Here is a 21,609-nt window from a genome sequence, read left to right as displayed (position 1 = left end):
TTATGCTTTCACCGTAATGCGACCAAGACCGAACGTGTCCCGAAAAGACACGGTCTGTTCTGCATCCATGCCGAGGGGGCTGGTTTGTGTTTTCAGGCGGGCGACCTGCTGGAACAGCGGTTTGTAGGCGGCTTCCGGCAGGTCCGTGAGGTCCACGCCCTGCTCCCGCAACGCAAACCCATAGATTGCGGTGGCGCTATCCATTGCGACGTCGCCCACAAACGGACGCACTGCATCCCGCGCAGCGTGAAGGGCTTCCATCCGGCGGATGACCTCCGCTTCCGCCTGCTGCACGGCCTGTGTGAGAGCGGCGTCCATGGTGGGGAGCTGCGTGGCCGGGGCCGTTGTGGAGGACGGGGCGTGTGGCAGCGGACCCGAGGTTGAGGCGGCCGGAGAGGCGTTAGCCGGCGGCGTGTTGACTGTACCGGGCTGGGAGGCCACGGAAGGCGTCGGATGGGAGATTGAAAAAGTGTTCGTCTGCACGGAAGGATTTTCAGTCTGTGGGGCCACAGTCGGGGCGGAGAAAGAGGCCGACGGGAGGGACTGAGACGGTTCGGGCTGTGGGGGCGTGGGGTGTGTCATGAAGGTAGGATCCCTGTGGGGCGCGGGAGCGGCATCGCCAATGATGGCGGTTTTCACGCGCGGCTGGGTGACAAGGGCGAGGTGGTTGAAGGTGATGTCCGTCATGGTCAGGCTGTAGGGGATGCCGTCCTGCACGCCGCCCTGCGGGAGGGCGCGGTAGCGGTAGCCTGCGGAGACGGCGCGCTGCTGCCCGCTCTCGATGGCGGCAATGGCGGACTGGTCCCACACGGTCAGGCTGCCGATGAGATTGGGGGCTTCAAACCGGACATCGCTGCCGACGGCCCCGACGGTGATCTCCTTGGGGTGGTCCTGCGCCGAGACGGGCTGGTGCTGCATGAGGATGGGCTTGCCCGCCATGCTGGCGGCAGCATCGGCCAGAGCCTGCGGGTCCCGATAGACCTGATAGAGCGTGTTGGGGTCCAGCCCGAGAGCCTTCGCACCCGGAATTTCATGCCCGTAATAAGGGCAGACCGTGGCGGCGGAGAGGATGCAGCGGGCGATGTGCAGGTGACCATCGACATCGGTGCGGCGCACGGAACGGTCCAGCGCCAGAACGACGGCGTCCCGGCCACGGGTGGAAGGGGCAGTTGTAAGGGATGGGGCGTGGGGCATGGAGAGGTGACGGGGGAGCGTCATGCCTTGTCCTGTCAGGGTTTTTTTGAAGGAAGGAATGGCGGTTTGGCCGGGAGGCTGACGGTGGCGTATTGGCCGCTGGTGTCGTGTGCGGTGCGACTGCGGGCTTCTGCGGGGGTGATGATGCCGGAGCGGATATTCTGGGCATCAATATCCGCGCGGGTTTTTTGCAGGGTGGCGCGGGCGAGTTCATCCATCTGCCAGAGGGAGACGAAGGTGAAGTCGATATCCGGATCGATCTCGCCCCACAGGTTGAGCATGACCATGTGCAGGATGGTGGTCAGGTTTTTGCGGTAGAGTGTTTCCTGAAAAGCGTGCACGCGGTCATAGAAAACCCGGATTTCTCCGTCCGCTGAGGCGTTCAGGCCACTGGGTGTGATGCCGGTGAATTTGACCAGCGGTTCCTGCGCCACGGCGCACATCTGCTCCTGCGCCTGTGCTTGCAGGCGGTCCAGCCCGGCGAGCGGGGCGGCCAGGAGTTCCAGCTTTTCCCGGTCTTTATCCAGAACAAAGGTGCCGCGGTTGGAGCGGAAGCGATTGAAGGCCTCGATGCGGCTGAGGAGACCTTCCGGGTCCTGCGCGTAGGCCGACATATCGGTTGAAAGCGCGACGATGGAGAACGCATTGAGAAGGTCCGACACGGACTGGCGGGTGCGGAGCCAGTTTTCCACGGCGGGACGGGCCATTTGCGAGAGCGACAAACCGCCGAAATTATAAGCGGGTTTGAGAAGGTCCGGCACCGGGCGTGAGACAAACTGCAACAGCCGCGTGCTGTGCAGCAGGCCGCCCTGCACCCACCAGCGCGAGGGCTGATAGAACTCCGTGCTGAGGGGGTTGGCGGTGTCATACTGGTCTGGCGTGGTCCAGACGGGCTCGATCGGCACGAGGGCGCGGAGGGAGCCTTTGCGGAAGGTTTCCGGCCTGAGCAGCAGGGGTGTTTCCAGCCCGCCGCCGGTGCGGGGCTGGCCGGTATCCACATAGAGCAGGCCCATGCCGTAATAGCCGTCATACTCCGCCATGCGGCGCAGGACGTCCCGCACGTTCAGGCGGGTAAATTCGCGCTCAATATCGGCAAGACGTTGCTTTTTGTCCGCCGTGCCGCGGGCGCGGAAAGTGATCCATTCCCGCGTGGCCTCGGCGGCGATGACTTCCACCATGTGCCGGTATTCGGCCCGCTGGGAGAGTTCCGCCAAACGCGGGTAGCCGGGAAAGGCAACGCCCTCCGCCACCGCCTGCCGCAGCCAGCCGAGCAGGCCGGGGTTGGCGGATGCGGCGCTGTCCATAGCCAGATGGGTACGGCCATCGCCGCGTACGCCTTTGGGCGGCTGATAGGGCCGGAACACGTCCGCCTGCGCGGGGAGACTTTGCACGCGCAGGGTTTCCGCCATGTCTCGCGGGCCAATGCCGGGGGATGGTGGGGCGGGCTGTGGACGGGGGACGTTCAGGCGGGGTTCCCGGCGGAGAGTGCGATCTGTGTCCCGTGTGGCGCGGGATAGGGCGTGGCGGGGGGAGTGGCTTACGGCGTGTGGGAATTGCCGTGCTGCCTCTGAGGGCGCGGCAGTGGAGAGGTCTGGCGTGGTGTGGCGCGGGGAGAACCAGCGGGAGAGGACGGTGGGGCGTGGCACGGGGAGGGCTCTCCGGAACAGAGGGGTGCGACGGGAGGGATGGACGCGGCATCACAACAGGCGGATGTTTGGGAACCCGGAGCCTGTTTTGGGGTTACGAGTGACGGACTGTCAGGATTGAAGGAACACCCGGTATGAAATCAGGTTTGACGAAAGCGCTGGCAGCAGGACTGTTGCTGGGCGTAATGGCCTCTCCGCTGGCCAGTGCGGCGGAAACGGCGGATGGTACGCTGGTGGGCGCGGATGGGGCGGAAGTCGGCACCGTGAAAGTGACGAATGCGCCCGGTGGCGTGCTGCTACGGGTGAGTGTGCGCAACCTCTCGCCGGGGTGGCATGGCATGCATTTTCATGAAAAAGGCAGTTGTGAAGCCCCGAAATTTACCAGTGCGGGGTCACACGTGCACACCATGACACCGGTGGTGCATGGGCTGTTGCATGACAATGCCAATGATAACGGGGACTTGCCGAACCTGTATGTGGGGCCGGACGGTCAGGCGACGGTGGAGCTGTATTCCACGCTGGTTTCTCTGAAATCCGGCGGAACGCGGCCAGCTCTGCTGGACCATGGCGGTTCGTCGCTGGTGATCCATGCGCACCCGGATGATTATACCTCGCAGCCGATTGGTGGCTCGGGCGATCGGGTGGCGTGTGCGGTGATTAAAGCGGGGTCATAAGGCCAGAATGCGCAAAGGCAGGGGAAACCCGGTGAGGTAACCCCTGCCCTGCTGCTGAGACGAGATCAGGCTTTTTCGTCTTCAGCGTCTTCTTCGGGGTCTTCATCGTCTTCAAAGACCAGTTCAACCGTGATGGTTGCGCTGTCGCCTTCCTGAAGCTTTTTGGCGTCAGCGTTGGCTTCGTCCTCGCTTTCGTAGAACTTGCCCTCGTTGGGGTCTTCCTGCCACTCGTTGCGCGGGTCCCAGAACGTTACGTCGCCGTCCTCGTCTTCACGCTGCACGAGATAGCCGACGATCACGTCGTTTTCGTCGCTCATGTTTTCATCGCTCATGGTCTTTATCCTTTACTGACCCGTCACCTATGCAGCATGGACAGAAAAAAGGAAGAGTCTCAAGTGATGATTCTGCTTCTTTTGCCTGCAATGACAGTGGGAGTTGCCTGATGACTCGTATTCTGACACCGATGCGCCGCCTGACCCGGCTGGCACTCCTGGCCCCGATGCTGGCCGGTTCTGCCCTGCTGGCCACGGGGGCCATGACCCCTGCGGCGCACGCAGCGCTGGCCAACGGAACCACCGCCCCGGATTTTACTCTGGACGGCGCGCTGGGGGGGAAGCCTCTTAAATTCTCGCTCAAGGACGCGCTGAAGAAGGGGCCGGTGGTGCTGTATTTCTTCCCCGCCGCCTTTACCAGTGGCTGCACGCTGGAAGCGCATGCCTTTGCGGAAGCCATCCCGACGTTCCAGAAGCTGGGGGCGACCGTGGTGGGTGTGACGGCAGGCAATGTGGACCGCGTGGCTGAGTTCTCCAAAGACGAATGCCGCAGTGCGTTCCCGGTGCTGGCGGACCCCGGCGCGAAGGTGGCGGGGCTGTATGACAGCCAGAAGACGCAGGGGTCTTTTGCGCTCTCCTCCCGCACATCCTTTGTGATTACGCCGGAGGGCAAGATCATCCTGAGCTATACGTCTACCGACCCGGAGACGCATGTGCAGAAAACGCTGGAGGCCGTGCAGGTCTGGCGGGTGGCGCAGCCTGCGCGTGAAGGCCAGTAAAGGGCTGGCCCTTGTCCTGCACCGGGGTGGAGGAGTAAGTCTGGCAGGCTGATTTCATCCTGATTGCGGCAGGGGGCGGTGTGCGGACTGGCATGCGGAAAGCCCGGACTGGTCTGCAATCGCACTTCTGGACTGGTTGTTGCCGTGACTGATACCTCTTTGCCCGTCTGCGTTGCTGCGCTGTATCGCTTTACGCCGTTTGAAAACTTTGCCGAACTGCGCGGCCCGTTGCAGGCGGCGTGTGATGCAAACGGTGTGCAGGGCACCCTGCTGCTGGCGCGTGAGGGCATTAACGGCACCATTGCGGGCACGGATGCCGGCATTGCGGCAGTGCTGGAGCATATCCGCGCCCTGCCCGGCTGTGCGGAAATTGAGGTCAAGTTCTCCCGCGCGCCCAGCATGCCGTTTTTGCGCATGAAGGTGCGGCTGAAGAAAGAAATTGTGACCATGGGTGTGCCGGGGCTCGACCCGCGCTCTGACGTGGGCCATTACGTGCCCGCCGAGGAATGGAACGCGCTGCTGGAAGACCCGGACACCATTCTGATTGATACCCGCAACGACTATGAAGTGGCGGCGGGCACCTTTAAGGGCGCGATTGACCCGAAGACGAAGACCTTCCGGGAGTTTCCGGACTGGTTCCGCACGCATCGGGCCGAACTGATTGCCGAAGGGCGCACGCCGCGTATTGCGATGTTCTGCACGGGCGGGATCCGGTGTGAGAAAGCCACGGCTTTTGTGAAAGCCGAAGGGCTGGACGAGGTTTACCACTTGCAGGGTGGCATTCTGAAATATCTGGAAAACATTCCCGAAGAAAACAGCCTGTGGCGTGGCGAATGTTTTGTGTTTGACCAGCGCGTGACGGTGAAGCACGGGCTGGAACCCGGATCACTCGACCAGTGCCATGCCTGCCGCATGCCGCTGACGGCGGAAGAAATGGCCTCCCCTGAATATGAGCATGGGGTGAGCTGCCCGCATTGCTACAACGAACGCGATGAAAAACAGCGTGCCCGTTATGCTGAGCGCGAACGGCAGGCGCAGCTGGCGGCGGAACGCGGGGAAGCGCATCTGGGCGCGCATATGGATGAAATCCGTGAGCGCAAGCGCCGGGAACGGGAAGAAGAAATCCGTCGGCAGAATGAGAAGCGGCAGCACGCCGCGCAGTAAGGCACGGTTTGCCGAAAGGCACGACTGCCCCAGCCATCTTTAAATCCGGGCAAGGAAATCTGGGGCAAAGCGTGGGAGAGGCGTTGCATCGGTGAGGGCTGTGAAGGCACCTGCTGCGGCGTCGACCTGATCGTCATGGCCGCCGCCGGGGAAGGCGGCGAGTTCTTCCAGAAAATTTGGGGTCCAGAGGGCGCGGACGGCGAGGACGTTGCCTGCGTTGACCTGTGCTGCGAACGGGGCGGCGCGGGTGGCTTTATCCCCTGTCTCCCGCACGGTTTTGACCTGATAGCCCGCGAGGCGGCCTGTCAGGTATCGGGCCTGTGCGACACCGGCCTGCCCCGGATCTTGTGGGAGGATAATGCGGGTTGCGGGGCCGTCCTGTGCTGCGGTGGCGAGGAGTGTTGCTTCCACCTGAGCGGGGTCGCCACGCAAGCGGGTGACATCCAGCACGCAGAACCGGCCATCTGGCAGGCGGGAAAGTTTGACGCCGACCGTCCAGTCCGCATTGCGGCCTGTGCTGTGGCGGGTGGCGGCGAGGTCCCATCGGCGGACGGTCTGGCCGCCTGCTGGGGCGGCGGATTGCACGTTTATCATGCCCGTCTGGAACAGGGTGCCTTCCGCCGGGACGGGGGATTGCTGGTAGAGCGCGCCCCACTCCCGCGCGCCAATGGCGAGGCGGATGCGGGCGAGTTCCGGCTCTGGGAAGGCCTGTGGCCAGAGGGCCGCGCCGGGGGCGCGGTTGAGCGGGTCGGCCTCTTCCGCCAGAGCGGGGAGACGGAGGATGTCCCATGCCTCGCCGGTGCCGGACTGCATCTCAGCCAGCAGGCGGCCTGCGAGGTCATCGGGGGACCAGCGTGTCATCACCAGCACGATCGCGCCGCCGGGCATGAGGCGGGTGCGCAGGACGGCGCGATACCAGTCCCACACGGCGGCGCGGCGGGCGGGGCTTTCGGCTTCCTGACGGTCCTTGACCGGATCATCCACAATGGCGAGGTGGGCGCCCTTCCCTGTCAGCCCACCGCCGATGCCCATGCTGGCGTAGAGGCCGCCTTGTGCTGTGTGCCAGGCGTCCTTCGCGCTGCTGTCTGCCGCCAGTGTGACGGTGGGAAACAGGGAGTTGAAGCGGCGGGAGGCGACGAGGTTGCGGACGTCTCGCCCGAAATCCTGCGCTAAAGATGCCCCGTAGGAGGCGCACACAACCTGTCTGTTCGGGTTGCGGCCAAGATACCATGCCGGAAAACGCTTGCTGGTGAGTTCAGATTTTCCATGCCGGGGTGGCATGAAGACCATGAGACGGGTGATGGCCCCGCGTTCCACAGCATCCAGTTTGTCACACAGCAAATGATGATGTGCGCCGGCTTTGTAATCCGGCATGGTGTAGCGGGTGAAATCCAGAAGTCCGTCTCTGGCGGCAGCACGGCGGGCGAGTTCAGTCCGGGCGGCCTGCTGTGCCTGCCTGCGCAAGTGTGTTGAGTTCATCATCCGAAAACTCTTCGACGCCGCGGCGAACAACCGCATTCATGGACAGGCCCGCCAGCTTGGGGTGCAGGTAGGGGGCGGCCACTTTGGCGGCGTCAAACTGGCGGTCTGTTATGGTCTCGTCCCCCTGCATGACGCGGGTGAAAATATCCAGCGGGGTGATGGGCGCGGGTTTTTCGGGGGGGCGTTTTGGAGGCGTTGGTTTTTCTGGCATGGATTTTCAGAAAAAATGCAGGACGCGGGGGGAGCGGGGTTCCGGGCGGTAAGAGGGCAGATGGAGCGCGCCGGTGCAGGAGACGGAGGTGTGAAAGCTGCTTATTTTTCCGCGTGGTCTTGCAGCAAAGCGGGATGAGGCGGCGTCTTCCTGCTGGCGGTGGCGGAGTTCTGCGCTGAGGGTGGTGACGATACGGTCCGTGAGATTTGCGCCAAACTGGCCGCGTCGGGTGAGACCGTGCATGGATGGACGCAGCACCGGGCGACAGCGGATGCGGGCCCCATCCGGGCAGCCAACCTGCAGGGCTTCCGCCCAGGGCACCGGGATATCGGCCCGGTGGCACTGTTCTGACTGCGGGAGGATGGGGCAGAACACCAGAGCGGCCCCTTTGCGCGCCACCAGCACCCACCATGTTGCGGCGGAACAGAAGACGGCACCCGCGCGCACGCCTGAAGCCGGGGATGCACCCGCCATGAGGACTCCTGAGACTTTCTGCCGGGGGTTTTAAAAAACCCTCTCTGGCAACACTTTTGCGATGATGCCCAAGGGATAGGAGTGACCACGCGCACCGACAAGCGGAGCAGACGCAGGATTTTCGGCCTGAATGAACTTCCTGCCCGATTGCGTGTTTGGAGGAAGAGGCCCCGGCACATCTTCGTGCCCGTATGCCTGACGAACAGGGATGTGCACGCTCATGACACGTACGCGCCGTTATCTTCTGAGTCTGGGGATTGTTCTGGTTCTTTTGGGAATTGGAACCTACAAGTTTGTGCTGCGGCCGGAATACGCTCAGCTTCCGGTTTCTGCCAGCACGGGGCCTCACCCCAAGCTGCCGCCGCCCAACGCAACGCTGATGCCGACAGTGAATATTGCCCGCCCGGTTGGCTGGAAAGACGGGGAAATGCCCCGTGCGGCCAAGGGGTTAAGCGTGAAAGCCTTTGCGAAAGGGCTCAACCACCCGCGCTGGCTGTATGCCCTGCCGAACGGGGATGTGCTGGTGGCGGAAACCAATTCCCCCAACACAGACAAGACATCCTTTAAAAACCGCATTGCCCGCGCCATTCAGGGGCTGGTGGGGGCGGATGTGCCCAGCCCGAACCGCATTATTCTGCTGCGCGATGCCAATAGCGACGGCGTTGCGGAAGAGCAGAGCGTGTTTCTGGACCATCTCTATTCGCCCTTTGGCATGGCGCTGATTGAGAACACGCTTTATGTGGCCAATGCAGATTCCATATGGCGTTTTCCGTATGAGGCGGGGCAGAAATCCATTACCGCAGCGGGGGAAAAAGTGGTGGATCTGCCGTCTGGCTATAACCACCACTGGACCAAGAATCTGCTGGCCAGCCCGGATGGAAAATCCCTTTACGTCACCATTGGCTCCAACAGCAATGCGGCGGAAAATGGTTTGCAGGCGGAGGAAGGCCGGGCACGCATTGACAAACTTGATTTAAGCACCGGCAAGTTAACGCCCTTTGCGACCGGCTTACGCAACCCGAACGGGATGGGATGGGAGCCGCAATCCGGCGCGCTGTGGGCGGTGGTGAATGAGCGCGATGAAATTGGCAGTGATCTGGTGCCGGATTACCTGACCTCCGTCAAAGAAGGGGCGTTTTATGGCTGGCCCTTCAGCTATTATGGCGGCCATGTGGATACGCGCGTGACACCGCAGAACCCGGCTCTGGTGGCCTCGGCCATAGCGCCGGACTATGCGCTGGGTGCGCACACCGCCAGCCTTGGGCTTTTATTTGCAGAAAACAGTTCCCTGCCCGCTGCCTGGCGGAACGGAGCCTTTATTGCCCAGCATGGCTCCTGGAACCGCAGGCCGAAGAGCGGGTATAAGGTGATTTTTGTGCCGTTCCTGAATGGTCGCCCCTCCGGTGTGCCGGTGGATGTGCTGTCGGGCTTTTTGACGCCTAATCAGGACCGGGCGCATGGGCGGCCTGTGGGGCTGGCGCTGGATTCAACGGGCGCGTTGCTGGTGGCGGATGATGTGGGGAATGCGATCTGGCGGGTGTCTGATACCCAGACGGAACAGGCGCTTTCCGGCAGGTGAGCGGGTCCGGTAACGCGGATTTTTGTTCGGCGGATATGGTGCCGGAGAACGCATAAAAAGGGGGATGGCCGGGTATTCTGGCCAGCCCCTTTTTTGTGAAAAATTCCTGCTGTTTCAGGCAGCGATGCCGTCATACAGGCCGACGCCGGAGAGGCGGGACAGGGTTTGACGATAAGCCTCGACGGCAGGCGGATAGACGATGCCGCGAATAAGCGAGAGGCTGTGCAGGTGGGCGAACAGGTGAATATCATCTGTGGAGAGTGTGCCGTTGACCGCTTCCGGGCTGCGGATGAGCGGGGCAAGCATTTTCAGCATGGTATTCAGATTGCCGATTTCGCCGTCACTATCTTTTAGAATTTCAAAGAACGGGCCGGTGGAGGCTTCCTTTTTTGTCAGGAAGTAGGCGCGGGCTGCGGTAGTCGCAAATTCCGGCAGCGGAGCGCAGGCAGCGCGCGGCAGGAACAGGCGGTAGAGCGTGCTGCTGGTCGCACTGATCCATTCCGTAATGGCCGGGTTGGGCGTGCCGGTGAGGATGGGTGTGCCCTGCTGGTCGATATGGGTGACGATATCCATGCTTTCCGGCATGAAGCGGCCGTCTTCCTCCAGAATGGGGAGGGATTTGCGGCCAACCATGCCGATGGGCGTGGCTTCATCATCATTGAGCAGGATGATGCGTTCAAAGGGGAGGTTTTTCAGACCAAAAATCATTTCTGCTTTTACGCAGAACGGGCAGTGGTCATAGATGTAGAGTTTTTGGGTCATGCTACTCTGCTCCATACGGATACGGTGGGCCTTCCCCCTGCCCTGTTCTGAAACACCCCTGCGCGTCAAGCCTGTTCTGTGCGGGCGGCAGGCTCCCGGATGGTGTTCTTTGTGCTGCGGGCGGCTTTGGCGGCCTTGCGGGCAGCGTCCTCTCTCGCCGCGAGCTGTTCCAGCAACAGGGCGCACTGGGCTGCAATTTTGCGCTGTGAGGAACTGGCAGAGATGGTGGGGAACAGGGCCTCGCCCATGGCGCGGAATGAGAGTTCATCCACCAGCATCATCCTCAGGCGCTGATGCGCGCACAGGCCCAGAGCCTCTCTGGCCTCGGTGATTCGCGCCATAGCGCGGGCGCGGACCAGTTGCCAGGAGACGGCATCGTGCCGGGTGAGCGTGCTGGGGCGATGCTGCTCTGAAAATTCCACGTAGTCACAATAGCCAAACACATAGTCCCGATACCAGCGCTCGGCGGCGTCGGCAGCGGGCTGGGTGATGTCACCCGCTTGCAGCAGGGATTGCACGGTGCGCAGAACGCGGGCGGGCGCTGTGCCGACAAATTCCGAACGGGCGCGGCGTTCTGGCGTGGGGCCATTTTCTGAGAAAGTGTTTGGTGTGGAAGGGTGATTTCTTGTTTTCAGTTTTGCCATGTGAGTGCCTTTGAGGGATGCGTCAGGAAACAGGTGGTGTGATGTGGTTAGGCGGCGGCGTGTGGCGCTGGGGGCTGGGTACGTAGGGATGGTGGGAGGCTGGCCAGCAGGGTGCGGCTGCTGGCGGCGTCCCGGCGCAGGGTGTTGGCGAAGGGGAGCAGGATGGTCCGCAGTTCGTTCGGGCTGGGCCAGCGTGCGCCGACCGGGTAACCGTCCCTCGGCGGCTGGCGCGTCCATGCGAGGCGCGCTTCCGGCCCCCATGCACCAGCGGGAATGTCCGCGCAGACTTCAAAAATAGCGCGACACTGACTGGCAGCATGCCCAGCCCCCGGTGGATTGGTGACGAGGTGCCCCAGCTTTTTGAGCCATGCCGCGACATGCAGTTCCGTGACCGGTTGCAGGGCTGTGTGCAGACTTTGGGCGTGCGTATGCAGAGCCGCGATGAGATCTGGCGGGACGTCTCGCCGGATGAGCGGCACCCCTGCTGCCTGTGCGGCAAAAATTGCGCGCAGGGCGGGCGACGGTGGGGTGTAAGGGCAGACCGGCGTGTGTGGGGTTGGCGTGTGGGACCTGGAGTGTGAAGCGGGATGTGAGGTGGGACGGTTGATGGCGTGGGACGGGGCTGCGATGCGGTTTGTGATGGAATGCGCGGCGGATGTGGGCGTGCCGGTGGTGGGAGCCAGGTGAGACGTGCCGGTGGCAGGAGCCGCGTGAGCCGTGGCGGTGGTGGGGGCCGGGTGAAACTGGGGTGCGCGGGCTGGGGCGAGCATGATCAGACTCCTTCCAGATCGGGCACGGCGGCCCATGCGGTCATGCGTTTGGCGTGCGGTGTGGGGGCCGGGCCTGCCGGAGTGGTTGTGTTTGGCGCGTGGGCGGTCTGACTGGTCGCTTCGGTCTGGGCTGCTTCGGCTTGCGCGGCTTCGGCCTCTGCGGCGAGGCGATGGCGGATGGTGGCTTCCAGCCAGGAGACGGGTTCTGCCGGGTTGAAGGCCTCGCATTCGGCCAGCACGGCCAGAAGGGTGGCGGCATCATCAGCGAGCATTTTCAGCCATTTGCCCAGCAGCGCACGGGCGGAGCGGTCTGGTCTGCCGGTGACCCGTTTTAAAAACAACAGGCCTGTGTTGAATAAATGCGTGCGCGCATCACTGTCCGGCCCGAACGCAGTGAGGGAGGACTCTGCTTCTGACTCTGCCTCTGCTTCTTGGTGTTTAAGGGGCTGGGATGCGGGTGCGGTTAAGCCCTCCCCTGCCCCTTCCGGCGGGCGTTGGGGTGCGGGTTTGAGCTGAGGGTTGCCGCCCGTGCGGCCCCAGTGTGAGCCGAGGTCCGACGCGGCTTTGTCCCGCAGCAGGCGGCGGCAGAAAACCGCGCCGTCTGGTGTGGTGCTATAGACCCCGGCCTCGCGCAGTTCGGCCATCAGGCGCTGGATCTGGCGGTCTGACACGCCCAGCATCTGCGCAAGCTGGCGGGTGCGCAGCGGGCGATGATTGACGCACAGATGGCCGTAAGGTTCGGCCTCGTGCATCAGGCACAGCAGGCGCATCCACAGGCCTTGTGCGGCGAGTGAGCAAAGACGCAAAGCGGGGTCGCGCTCGTAATCCTGCCACCAGAATTTGGACCAGCGGCGCTTGCTCATACCATGTTCCTCCAGCGCTCCAGCCCGCGCCAGATGGCCTGCGTGGCGATGGGGTGGCCGGTGGGCAGAGGCTCCGGGTCGCGCAGAGGTTCGTGCCAGTCCTCATCCTGCGCGTACTGGGCCGGAGTTTCGGACCGGGCCTGCTCGTACCGCAGGAGAGCCTGCCGCACGCCTTCCATGCAGCGGCCTGTCTGCCGACCAATCTGACGCAGGGATTTGCCAGCACGACGCAGGGTGACCATCTGCTCCAGCAGGGCGGCATCCGTTTTGGGGCGGGCTGCGGCGTGGAGGGCGGTATCTGGGCTGCGCGCGGGCGACGCGGGAGACGAATCGAGGGATTTATCACACTGTTGAACTGAAATACGCGGCGGGGATGCTGGGCGGGCGGGCGGAACTGCAATGGGGGGACGTGGGGGGATGGCGTGGGCTGCGGCGGAAGGGGCCGCATGAGCAGGTTTGCGGGGCATGCTCTGGGCAGGCTTGAGCCGGCTGACGCGAGACGTGCCGGGGGTGCGAACCAGAGCAGCGGCAGAAAACCTGCCGGAAAGTCGGGCTGAGATAGAGTGGGCGGGAGACTGTGAGGCCGACATAGGCACTCTTCCTTTGAATGGAGGCGATCAAAAAACCTCATCACACCGGGTGAGGCTTAAGGGGGACGGTAGGGTGACTAGTCACAACAGGTCAAGGGGATATTGAGGTGATATATCCCATTTGATCTTTAAGGGATGACGTGGGATAGTTCCCCCATGGATCGCTCACATGTTGCCAGAGAACTGGAACGCCGGATGTCCCTGCTGGGGCTGACGCAAAAAGCACTGTCCCGCAGCGCAGGGGTGGGCGACACCTATGTGCGCGATATTCTGAAGGGAAAATCGCGCAATCCGGGTGGCGAAAAACTGGAGCGCGTTGCCTCCATTCTGGGCTGCACGGCGCGGGATCTGCTGTTCCCCGCAGGCGGACAGGCCGTGGCGCGGGAGGCGCGGTCTGCCTACATTCCGCCCCCGGACCAGCCGGAAATTACGGTGGAACGGAACCCGCCGGGGTATGTGGCCGTGCCCTATATCTCGCTCCGGGCGGGGATGGGGGGCTGCGGCTATGTGGAAGACCGGCTGCTGGGACGTCCCAAGTTTTTTGAAGAAGAATTTGTGCGTGGCGCGCTGCGGGCCTCCCCTTCCGACCTGCGGGTGATTGAGGTGGAAGGCCAGTCCATGGAACCGATGCTCCAGAATGGAGACATGGTGCTGGTGGATACGCGCAAGACATCCATTATCGAACCGGGCATTTTTGTGCTGTTTGATGGGGATGGCGTGGTGTGCAAATGGGCCGAGCGGGCGCATGAGGCCTCGGAACCGATGGTGCGCATCAAGTCCGAAAACCCGCGTTTTTCCCCTTATGAAGTCCCCGCTGAGCTGGTGCAGATTATTGGCCGGGTGGTGTGGTTTGCGCGGCGGCTGTAACTGTTTGCGCTGAAGCTGCGTGAACGGGCCGGCTTAGGGCAAGGGCGCTGCACTCCGAAACACTGTAATGCGTGCATAGAATTGCCATATTCGGCTTGAAACCAAGAATAAAATATCGTTTCAAGCGTGATATAACACAATACATCCAAATTATGAGACAAAATAAAGCGCTTTCTACGCGGGCTATAGATCAGATATAGCCCGCGTAGGGATATTGTATCTTTTTAGATACAAACAATTACAGTCGGTTCCCATGAAATTCATTAAAAAATCCTAATTTGAATAACTGAACGTGATTGATATGGATAATGAAAGAATAAGATTTAGAAAAATATTAACAGAAGAAGGCCATACGCATTGAGTGCATCTTATACCTCGACCACAACCTGGACTGGTGCCGGAGACGGCGTAAGCTGGAGTGATCCCGCCAACTGGGTAGACTATGACGAACAGGGGAACGCAACGCCGCGATCTCAGGCACCGGGGAGTTCTGGCTGGACCGGATCCATCACTCTGGCCGGCACAGCGACAATAGACATGGGGAGCCAGACCTGGGCTGCCATTGGCACTGTAACCGTGGCCGACGGCGCGAGCGTGACGCTGAAAGATGGCGCCCTCACCCCGTCCAGCGGCTACACCGTTTCCTCCTCCGCCGCACTTACCCTGAGCGGTACGGGAACAAAAATCAGTTCGACCAGTAATGTCACCATTGAGGGCACGCTGAAACTGGACGGTGGCGCGACTGCAGCCCTGAACAACAATGTTAACGGAACAATTGTTTTCGGCGATGCGCCCGATGGCACACACAATACGCTGACAGAACTCAACACCTGGATTTCTGTGGGCAATGTGCAGAACTTTAAGCCGGGCGACAGCATTGTCGTGCAAGGATCGCACTATAACCATGTCCGCTGGATCCAGCAGGGCAGCAGCAACACCTACACACTGGTGGCGTACGACGGCAACACGACAATGAACGCCATTGCCCGCAACGTGACGTTCGCGGCCAGGCAAAACGCAGATGGCAGCATCGCTACAGATGCGAGTGGGAACACGCTTTACTACTCCCCGCTGGATCTGAGCCCTGCCCCAACCGCGACAGGCACTATCGACGGAAACCATAACGACGCTGCCTACACAGGTAATACTTACTATCAGAATGCCGGTTTTGTTTATGACAGCAGTGCTCCGACTGCCACGGTCACGTGCTTCCTTGCCGGGTCTCTGATCCGCACGGCAAAAGGCGATGTGGCTGTTGAAGACGTGCGTGTGGGTGATCTGGTTCTGACTGTAACGACGGGTCAGGATGTGTATCAGCCCGTCATCTGGGCCGGGTATCAGACTGCGACGGTGCGTGCTGACCTGCCTGATGATGAAGCGGGATATCCCGTGCGTATCCGGGCCGGGGCCATTGCCAATGGCGTGCCGTATGAGGACCTGCTGATTACGCCGGAGCATTGCCTGTTTCTGAATGGTCGCTTTGTGCCTGTGCGGATGCTGGTCAATGGCAGCAGCATCTTTTATGATCGCAGCCTGACGCAGTATACCTATTACCATGTGGAAACTGCACAGCATGCCGTGATTATGGCCAATGGGATGCTGACGGAAAGCTATCTGGATACCGGCAACCGGGGCCGTTTTACACAGGCAGGCAAAGTGGCGACGCTGGGCGCCGGGCCACGCAACTGGGCACAGCATGCCGCCGTGCCGCTGGCCGTGACGCGTGAAGAGGTTGAGCCCCTGTTCCGTGCGCTGTCAACGCGGGCTGCACAGGCTGACGCAGGGTGTGATGAGACCGGGCTGCACAGCCCGGAGCTGACGCATGATGCGGACCTGCATCTGGAAACAGTGTGCGGAAAGACAATCCGCAAAATCCGTGAGCGGGACGGCATGACGTCCTTCATGCTTCCAGCAGGCGTCACGCAGGTGCGCCTTGTCTCCCGCGCCAGCCGACCCTGTGACGTGGAAGGGCCGTTTGTGGATGACCGGCGGATGTTGGGGGTTCTGGTTGGTGATATTCTGATACAGGAAGGCAATCTTGCCCCGTGCAGCATTTCACCGCCTAAGCAGACCAGCGCCCTCCCCGGCTGGCATGCGCCCGAACCCAATGGTGCGCGCTGGACGGATGGTTATGCACTCCTGAAGGTGCCGACCACGCTGCCGCATGCGCTGCGGGTACTGACAGTGAATATTCTGTCCGCCGGGCCGTATGTGCGTGAGGACTCGCCCCTTTGCCGGTGCTGTGTGAACCACTGATACAGGTTACCCGAGGCGTATAAAAAACCGGAAGGAGCATGTCTCTCCTTCCGGTTTTTATATCTAAGCTATTTGGTGAGTCTGTTTCTCAGACTGAGCGGACGGACAGAACACGCGCCTGTTCGGGCATGCTGCTATACGGGCCACAGGCCAGAACCTGCAGGGTTAGAATACTGCACTGATCCCCGACGCGCGGCGGCAGTGGCAAAATGGCATTCCCGGTCGTCCACCGGCAGGGAAGACTTTCCTGAACGCTCCAGCCGTCCGCGTCCACAGTGGTCAGATGGCTGGTAATCTGGACATTTTTCTTTACGCTCTGAAGAGAGATGCTCCCCACGAGCACACCGAGATGGCGATAATCGTTCACAAACGGACCGGGACCATCACACGGACGTCTTGTGCGCGACAGAATACGCACAGAGTTCACGCCCGGCGGGATCATGAACAGATATTTATCCTTTACAACACGCATTGTCCGAATGACCTGCCCTTTTGAGGTAACAAGGCGGAGGTCGGGGTCATCCCTCAGAGCAGCATCGCTCACCGTGAACGGAACGCCGCGCGCCATAGCCCGGGCCTGAAGGGTGACAAAAAGCGATTCAACGGTGGCGCGAGCAACAGGATTCGGGACATTTGCATCTTTCTTCTCGCTTTTAACATGTCCGTGGATTTTGATAACTTTGCTATCCTGAATGAATTTATTCCGGTTACCTGTATCCAGATAGCTTTCTGTCAGTACGCCATCGGCCCGGATGATGGCATGCTGAGGCGTTTCAACATGATAGTACGTGTAAGAAGAGAGTCTGCGGTCAAAGAAGATGGACCGGCCATTGACCAGCATGCGCACAGGGATGAAGCATTCCTCAAGAAACAGGCAATGATCGCCCGTAATCAGCATATCCTTGTACGGTACCCCATCAGCGATGGCATCCTTGAGGATGCGAACAGGATAACCGGCTTCATCATCAGGGAGACCGTTACGCACGGTGACATGCTGGCGACCAGTCCAGACCAGCGGGCGGTTTACCGCGCTTCCATCGACATAAGTCACGATTTGGTCGCCTCTTTTGAGACTCTCGACCGGAACATCACCATCCGGAGTTTCGATCATGCTGCCAGCAAGGAAACAGCCGAAGGTAAGAGCAGTAGACGTGCCGCCATTGTACGCAACAATCGTCGTGGTGGAACGAAAATCATCTGGGGTATAAGACGTTCCATCAGATTTTTTTGCAAAAGAGACAGACGAAATCAGCATATCGCCTGTACTGCCTTTCAGGCTATAGGATCCGTCGCTGTTTTTTGTCCATCTTACACTTGTGTCCGATGTATTGCCGACCAAATCTATCTCATCATCAGGAGACAGATTTGTCACATTGGTGGATGTGGCGCTGCTGCTATCCACCTGAAGAGTATTAAGAACAGTAGACGTTGTTGATCCAAACACAATGTTTGAGGTTACACTCTCCGCAATAAGCGTGCCGCCACCCTGAATGGTAATCGTGCCGCCACTGACGCTGGAGCTTCCATTGACGGTGATGCCATCAATAATCATGTTGCTTTTTACCGTGATGGTGCCGGTTACTGTTACCGTGCCTGAGCCCGAAAGAGTAACGGGATGACGGCCTGTTATGGCCAGACCGTTAATAAAATTATCGGCTCCCCCAGCCTCTCCCTGCACTGCCCCTGAAACAGTAATCGCCTTTCTGGATGAATCCAGTACGACGGTGGGCTTAGATGCATCACAATTTGCGATGACATCTTTCCATGTAAGACGGGGAGCCGTGAGTTCTGAAGTCGCCATAACCAGGACCTCTCTCAATAAATATGTCTGTTTGGAAATAAAAAACTGTAATTCCTAAGTAGCATCCGCCCTCTGCCGATATAAGGCACGAAAATGCTAAGTGATATTGCACCAGCGCTAAGGTGATCTTGATTTTTAGGAACAAATCGAATCTGTAAGAGAGGCATTCGCCCGGCCTGTGATCTCCGGAACTGTCTGCATGGAATCATAATACCTCATACTTCGAGGACTGAACGACCATCAGAAATTCATATTCCAACAATAGAAGAACGCGCTGCGCGAGACCTGACAGATTTGCCTGCCTGTAACGGTCTTTTCAGAAAACACTCTGATCACCAGAAAAAATCCCCAAAGGCACCCATAAAATGCTCTCCGTTCTGGCCCCTACTTCCGACCTGACAGACCGCGAGTTTTTTTTACTCTTCTGTCATTTTGGCACACTTTCCAAAGTTGCTAAATTTCTGGATACGCATCCCTCAAAAATTTCACGCGCCATTAAATGCCTTGAGCACAAGCTGGACACACAGCTCATTAAGCGGGATGGCAAGAAACTGATCCTGACCCGGGAAGGGATACTCTACAGAGATTCTATAACTAAAGCATTTCATGAGATTCTTTCGCAGGAATATATTCTGAGAAAGAAGGTTTTTAAGAAAACCATTAAAATATTCTTCCATAATATGCCTGGTCTTCTTTTTATGGATAATGTTCTGAATGACTGCATAAGGAAATTTCCCAGGATTTTATTTAATTATGAAATTGCACCTTATCTTTCCCCTGATCATCTGGAAGATGACTGTCTTTTTATTGGAAACGGACGAAATTCTTTCATTTCTGAGGATACTATTCGTAAAAATATTTTCTCGGATCCATTGCTGATTGGCTCCAGCATAACCAACCCGGAAATCGAGAAAGGCCGTATTTACGACATTGCTGATTTATACGATAAAAAAATTATTAATAGCTCATCTTACATTATTCAGTATTTTGATGAGGCTGGACTTCCGCATGATGCAAAATTCAGAAACATTGCACTTAGTGTTGGGCAATCTGTAGATTCGATAAAATTTGGGGTGAAGAACAACTGCCTCTTCATGACGTGCCGCTACAACTTTGAGCACACCGAGCTTGCCGACCAGATTATGCAGGTTCCTGTAAAAGAAAAAATAGATCCCTACTACATTGATATGTTTTACAATAAGAACACCCGAAATAATCCGGAAAGCAAAATGGTAATTGATTACCTTTACCGGGAAGCCAAAGTGTTTTTTTCCAACCTGCAAAAAACACTCAACTCCTGACAGAACGCACTCTTTGACTGCACCCAATGGTAGTCAGGCTTACACAGGCAGCTCCTGCTGATGCTATGAGCGAGTGTTGCTGATGCCGCTATCCTGCCCCGTTGCTCCTCCTGTAAATTCTACGCCGACCGGACCATGCTGGTCGCCCTTGCCGGGGAGTTCGGCTTTTTTGCACCGGCAGGCTGCGCTGGATTGCGCGATGCTGACGCAGGTTGCGGGCTGCCTGCGCCAGACGGTCCGGGAGATTACGCCTCTGGTTGATGTGCTCTATTTCAAAGCAGCCCCGCTGGCTGTGCTGGAGTGCTGCGCCACGCTGGAGGCTCTGGCGGAGGAAGTGGAGCAGGATGATGTGCAGACTGTGGCGGAGCGAGCGCGGGAAGAAGCACGCTAGGTGGTTTTGCGTCGCTCAAGACCTCTCGCGAAGCGCGGTGTTTTGTTTCCGCGTTTTTTTATGCGGGTTTAACGGGCTTTTTCCGGGTTGAGCAGAGATTTGCACTGCACATAGGTTTCCTTGTGCCGGAAGACGAACAGCAGATAATAATCCAGTGCGCGGCTGCGGCGTTTGGATGTGTGTGTGTAGAACGGGAAGACATCAAACGGGCCTTCATACCCCGGGGGAATGGAGTCCTGCTCCAGAATGGTTTTAACGCGGAACAGCGGGATATAAATATGCGTAGCCCCGGCATTGCGGCGCACGTGCCAGAGGTTCTTGCGGAACTTCTTCAGCCGGTCGGGCAGAATGAAGATCATGTTCTCTTCAATAAAGCTTTCGTCCGGGGTGCTGTTGCGCAGGTAGCGCATGTCATCGGGCATATCACAGAAAAAATTATAGCCCTGAATAATCATGATGGTCTTTCTGGCTGGTCTTTCCGGGTGGCGTGGCCGCGTGAGTTAGCGCAGGCCGCCATAGGGGTCATCTTGCACGGTCTCTGTTTTCTGGCCGCGCTTGCGATGCCTGAGATAAAGCACGAGACCGAGCGGCACAATCAGCAGGGTGCTGTAATGGCTCAGGTTCGGCCATTTTGAACTATGCAACAGGATATCCGTAGCCTGCCCGGCACAATAGATCCCGCCTGCCAGGGCGCCCGCAGCCAGCAGCAGGCTGAACACACCGATGGCGATTTTCTGCGCGATGCTGTTTTCGGGCATGGAGCCCTCCCCTGTGGTTTTGCCGGCTGGGCGGATGCGCGCAGCCTATCACGGCAGGCGTGGGGGCGTCACGGTTGAGGGGCTATGCGCCCGGACGATGGTGTGACGATAGCGCAACGGAGTGAGCAGACCGACGTTAGAGGCAGGCTGGCCCTGTTGTGTGAAATGGCAGTAGGATGGGGCAACGGCACAGGCCGACCAGAGGACTATGAGGAACCAGATGCACACCACGGAAACAGGCGCACAGGCCACAGCACGACAGACGCGGACTGAGCGCGCTGAACAGACAGCGCGGCGTGGGCTGCGGCGCGGCGCAACGGGTGGCGTGCTGGCGCTTGGGCTGGCTGGTGCGCTGGCGGGCTGTGCTGGGCAGACGGCCACGCAGCCTGTGGCGACCTCTGGCAAGCCGGACGGGATTTATCAGGCCTCTGGCAATGAGCCCTCCTGGAACATGACGCTGGCGCAGAACATGCTGACGCTGGAAACGCCGGACGGGCCGCGCATGGCCGGCCCGGTTTTGCATGCGCATGCGGAAGGCGGGAACCGCACTTATGAAGCAAAAGCGATGCAGGTGGAGATTACCGCCAAAGCCTGTTCCGACAGCATGAGCGGCCAGAGTTATGCGGACACGGTGCGGATTGTGACACAGGGCCGCACCCTGACCGGCTGTGGCGGTACGCCGCTGGCCCCGACCAACCTGAACGGCACGCGCTGGGTGGTGACGGCACTGGACGGGCATCGGCTGGCCGATGGCAGCAAGCCGCCGTCTGACACGGACCGCACCACGGATGAGCCGGGCCTGAAAGCCGGAGCGCCGGACATGGCCCCGACGCTGGATATTAATGGCAGCGGCAAGATTTCCGGCTCTGACGGGTGCAACCGTTATGTGGGTGGGCTGGAATTTGGCAAGGATGGGCGCGTAAAGGCCTCAGCACAGGGTGGCATCAGCACCATGATGGCCTGCCCCGGCCGACAGGATACGATAGCCCGGCAGTTCTCCGCCCTGACCCGTGCTGTGACGCACTGGCGGACGGACGGGAACGCACTGGTTCTGGAGACGGGTGATAAGAAAACTGTGCGGTTGCGGCAGGTTTTTTAAGTCCGGCGCAGGCAGGCCACAGCGTGTGACTG

At 59.7% G+C, this 21,609-nt stretch carries 23 protein-coding genes; 9 read left to right on the top strand and 14 right to left on the bottom strand.

Going from position 1 to position 21,609, the window contains the following annotated elements; genetic code table 11:
* Both ACHQGU_RS03365 and ACHQGU_RS03360 read right to left on the bottom strand, forming a co-directional pair.
* Entirely contained in the window at window positions 1–1,218 is a 1,218-nt protein-coding gene (locus tag ACHQGU_RS03365) for a DUF2213 domain-containing protein (protein ID WP_395495876.1), read from the bottom strand.
* Window positions 1,219–1,229: 11 nt separating this feature from the next.
* Window positions 1,230–2,840 (bottom strand): DUF1073 domain-containing protein, encoded by a 1,611-nt coding sequence (locus ACHQGU_RS03360; RefSeq protein ID WP_395495875.1) that lies wholly within the window; start codon window positions 2,838–2,840, stop codon window positions 1,230–1,232.
* 134 nt (window positions 2,841–2,974) lie between these two features.
* On the opposite strand from ACHQGU_RS03360, the gene sodC reads away from it, so the two are divergent.
* Window positions 2,975–3,514, top strand: coding sequence for a superoxide dismutase[Cu-Zn] (gene sodC, locus ACHQGU_RS03355; protein ID WP_062144375.1), 540 nt, complete (start codon window positions 2,975–2,977; stop codon window positions 3,512–3,514).
* Between the two features lie 65 nt (window positions 3,515–3,579).
* Here sodC and ACHQGU_RS03350 read toward each other — a convergent pair whose 3' ends face one another.
* Entirely contained in the window at window positions 3,580–3,846 is a 267-nt protein-coding gene (locus tag ACHQGU_RS03350; protein ID WP_062144378.1) for a hypothetical protein, read from the bottom strand.
* A 110-nt stretch (window positions 3,847–3,956) separates the two neighbouring features.
* On the opposite strand from ACHQGU_RS03350, the gene ACHQGU_RS03345 reads away from it, so the two are divergent.
* Together ACHQGU_RS03345 and ACHQGU_RS03340 are read left to right on the top strand one after the other, a co-directional pair.
* Window positions 3,957–4,565 carry a peroxiredoxin gene (locus ACHQGU_RS03345; RefSeq protein WP_395495874.1) on the top strand — a complete coding sequence of 203 codons (609 nt, stop codon included), beginning with the start codon at window positions 3,957–3,959 and terminating at the stop codon, window positions 4,563–4,565.
* 144 nt (window positions 4,566–4,709) lie between these two features.
* Window positions 4,710–5,729, top strand: coding sequence for a rhodanese-related sulfurtransferase (locus tag ACHQGU_RS03340; RefSeq protein WP_395495873.1), 1,020 nt, complete (start codon window positions 4,710–4,712; stop codon window positions 5,727–5,729).
* Between the two features lie 39 nt (window positions 5,730–5,768).
* Here ACHQGU_RS03340 and terL read toward each other — a convergent pair whose 3' ends face one another.
* Genes terL through ACHQGU_RS03325 form a run of 3 tightly spaced genes read right to left on the bottom strand, consistent with a single transcriptional unit; the run spans window position 5,769 to window position 7,896 of the window.
* A complete protein-coding gene (gene terL / locus ACHQGU_RS03335) occupies window positions 5,769–7,211 on the bottom strand; it encodes a phage terminase large subunit (protein ID WP_395495872.1) in 1,443 nt (480 codons plus the stop codon).
* Window positions 7,159–7,422, bottom strand: coding sequence for a hypothetical protein (locus ACHQGU_RS03330; protein WP_231866451.1), 264 nt, complete (start codon window positions 7,420–7,422; stop codon window positions 7,159–7,161). Before ACHQGU_RS03330 ends, terL begins: the two co-directional genes overlap by 53 nt.
* Before the next feature lie 6 nt (window positions 7,423–7,428).
* The gene (locus ACHQGU_RS03325) at window positions 7,429–7,896 is read right to left on the bottom strand and encodes a hypothetical protein (protein ID WP_395495871.1); all 468 of its coding nucleotides are present in this window, start codon (window positions 7,894–7,896) and stop codon (window positions 7,429–7,431) included.
* A 220-nt stretch (window positions 7,897–8,116) separates the two neighbouring features.
* Here ACHQGU_RS03325 and ACHQGU_RS03320 point away from each other — a divergent pair, with 220 nt between their 5' ends.
* Window positions 8,117–9,475 (top strand): PQQ-dependent sugar dehydrogenase, encoded by a 1,359-nt coding sequence (locus tag ACHQGU_RS03320; RefSeq protein ID WP_395495870.1) that lies wholly within the window; start codon window positions 8,117–8,119, stop codon window positions 9,473–9,475.
* A gap of 114 nt (window positions 9,476–9,589) precedes the next feature.
* Here ACHQGU_RS03320 and grxB read toward each other — a convergent pair whose 3' ends face one another.
* From grxB to ACHQGU_RS03295, 5 genes are all read right to left on the bottom strand, one after another.
* Complete coding sequence (gene grxB, locus ACHQGU_RS03315) at window positions 9,590–10,237, bottom strand: glutaredoxin 2 (protein ID WP_062144751.1); 648 nt, start codon at window positions 10,235–10,237, stop codon at window positions 9,590–9,592.
* Window positions 10,238–10,302: 65 nt separating this feature from the next.
* Window positions 10,303–10,881, bottom strand: a complete 579-nt coding sequence (locus ACHQGU_RS03310; RefSeq protein ID WP_395495869.1) for a hypothetical protein — start codon at window positions 10,879–10,881, stop codon at window positions 10,303–10,305.
* A gap of 47 nt (window positions 10,882–10,928) precedes the next feature.
* Window positions 10,929–11,651, bottom strand: a complete 723-nt coding sequence (locus tag ACHQGU_RS03305; protein WP_395495868.1) for a hypothetical protein — start codon at window positions 11,649–11,651, stop codon at window positions 10,929–10,931.
* A gap of 2 nt (window positions 11,652–11,653) precedes the next feature.
* On the bottom strand, window positions 11,654–12,514 hold the full coding sequence (locus ACHQGU_RS03300) for a winged helix-turn-helix domain-containing protein (RefSeq protein ID WP_395495867.1): 861 nt from the start codon (window positions 12,512–12,514) through the stop codon (window positions 11,654–11,656).
* A complete protein-coding gene (locus tag ACHQGU_RS03295) occupies window positions 12,511–13,104 on the bottom strand; it encodes a hypothetical protein (RefSeq protein ID WP_395495866.1) in 594 nt (197 codons plus the stop codon). Before ACHQGU_RS03295 ends, ACHQGU_RS03300 begins: the two co-directional genes overlap by 4 nt.
* A gap of 156 nt (window positions 13,105–13,260) precedes the next feature.
* On the opposite strand from ACHQGU_RS03295, the gene ACHQGU_RS03290 reads away from it, so the two are divergent.
* Both ACHQGU_RS03290 and ACHQGU_RS03285 read left to right on the top strand, forming a co-directional pair.
* A complete protein-coding gene (locus tag ACHQGU_RS03290) occupies window positions 13,261–13,971 on the top strand; it encodes a S24 family peptidase (protein ID WP_062144697.1) in 711 nt (236 codons plus the stop codon).
* 357 nt (window positions 13,972–14,328) lie between these two features.
* Window positions 14,329–16,227, top strand: a complete 1,899-nt coding sequence (locus ACHQGU_RS03285) for a Hint domain-containing protein (RefSeq protein WP_395495865.1) — start codon at window positions 14,329–14,331, stop codon at window positions 16,225–16,227.
* Between the two features lie 88 nt (window positions 16,228–16,315).
* On the opposite strand, the gene ACHQGU_RS03280 is transcribed toward ACHQGU_RS03285, so the two are convergent.
* Complete coding sequence (locus ACHQGU_RS03280; RefSeq protein ID WP_395495864.1) at window positions 16,316–18,028, bottom strand: Hint domain-containing protein; 1,713 nt, start codon at window positions 18,026–18,028, stop codon at window positions 16,316–16,318.
* 365 nt (window positions 18,029–18,393) lie between these two features.
* Between ACHQGU_RS03280 and ACHQGU_RS03275 the strand changes: the two genes are divergently transcribed.
* Window positions 18,394–19,329 carry a LysR family transcriptional regulator gene (locus ACHQGU_RS03275; RefSeq protein WP_395495863.1) on the top strand — a complete coding sequence of 312 codons (936 nt, stop codon included), beginning with the start codon at window positions 18,394–18,396 and terminating at the stop codon, window positions 19,327–19,329.
* 199 nt (window positions 19,330–19,528) lie between these two features.
* Window positions 19,529–19,720 (top strand): hypothetical protein, encoded by a 192-nt coding sequence (locus ACHQGU_RS03270; RefSeq protein WP_062144301.1) that lies wholly within the window; start codon window positions 19,529–19,531, stop codon window positions 19,718–19,720.
* A gap of 68 nt (window positions 19,721–19,788) precedes the next feature.
* Here the strand turns inward: ACHQGU_RS03270 and ACHQGU_RS03265 are convergent, their stop codons facing one another.
* Window positions 19,789–20,175 (bottom strand): hypothetical protein, encoded by a 387-nt coding sequence (locus ACHQGU_RS03265; protein ID WP_395495862.1) that lies wholly within the window; start codon window positions 20,173–20,175, stop codon window positions 19,789–19,791.
* A 45-nt stretch (window positions 20,176–20,220) separates the two neighbouring features.
* Window positions 20,221–20,478 (bottom strand): hypothetical protein, encoded by a 258-nt coding sequence (locus ACHQGU_RS03260; RefSeq protein ID WP_395495861.1) that lies wholly within the window; start codon window positions 20,476–20,478, stop codon window positions 20,221–20,223.
* Between the two features lie 220 nt (window positions 20,479–20,698).
* Here ACHQGU_RS03260 and ACHQGU_RS03255 point away from each other — a divergent pair, with 220 nt between their 5' ends.
* Window positions 20,699–21,577: an META domain-containing protein gene (locus ACHQGU_RS03255; RefSeq protein WP_395495860.1), complete on the top strand. Its 879-nt coding sequence runs from the start codon at window positions 20,699–20,701 to the stop codon at window positions 21,575–21,577.
* Window positions 21,578–21,609: the final 32 nt, after the last annotated feature.

The sequence above is a fragment of the Acetobacter sp. KSO5 genome (assembly GCF_044094635.1).
Lineage (GTDB): Bacteria > Pseudomonadota > Alphaproteobacteria > Acetobacterales > Acetobacteraceae > Acetobacter > Acetobacter cerevisiae.
Note: the sequence above shows the minus strand (reverse complement) of the source record. Positions and strands in the feature narration are given on the sequence as shown.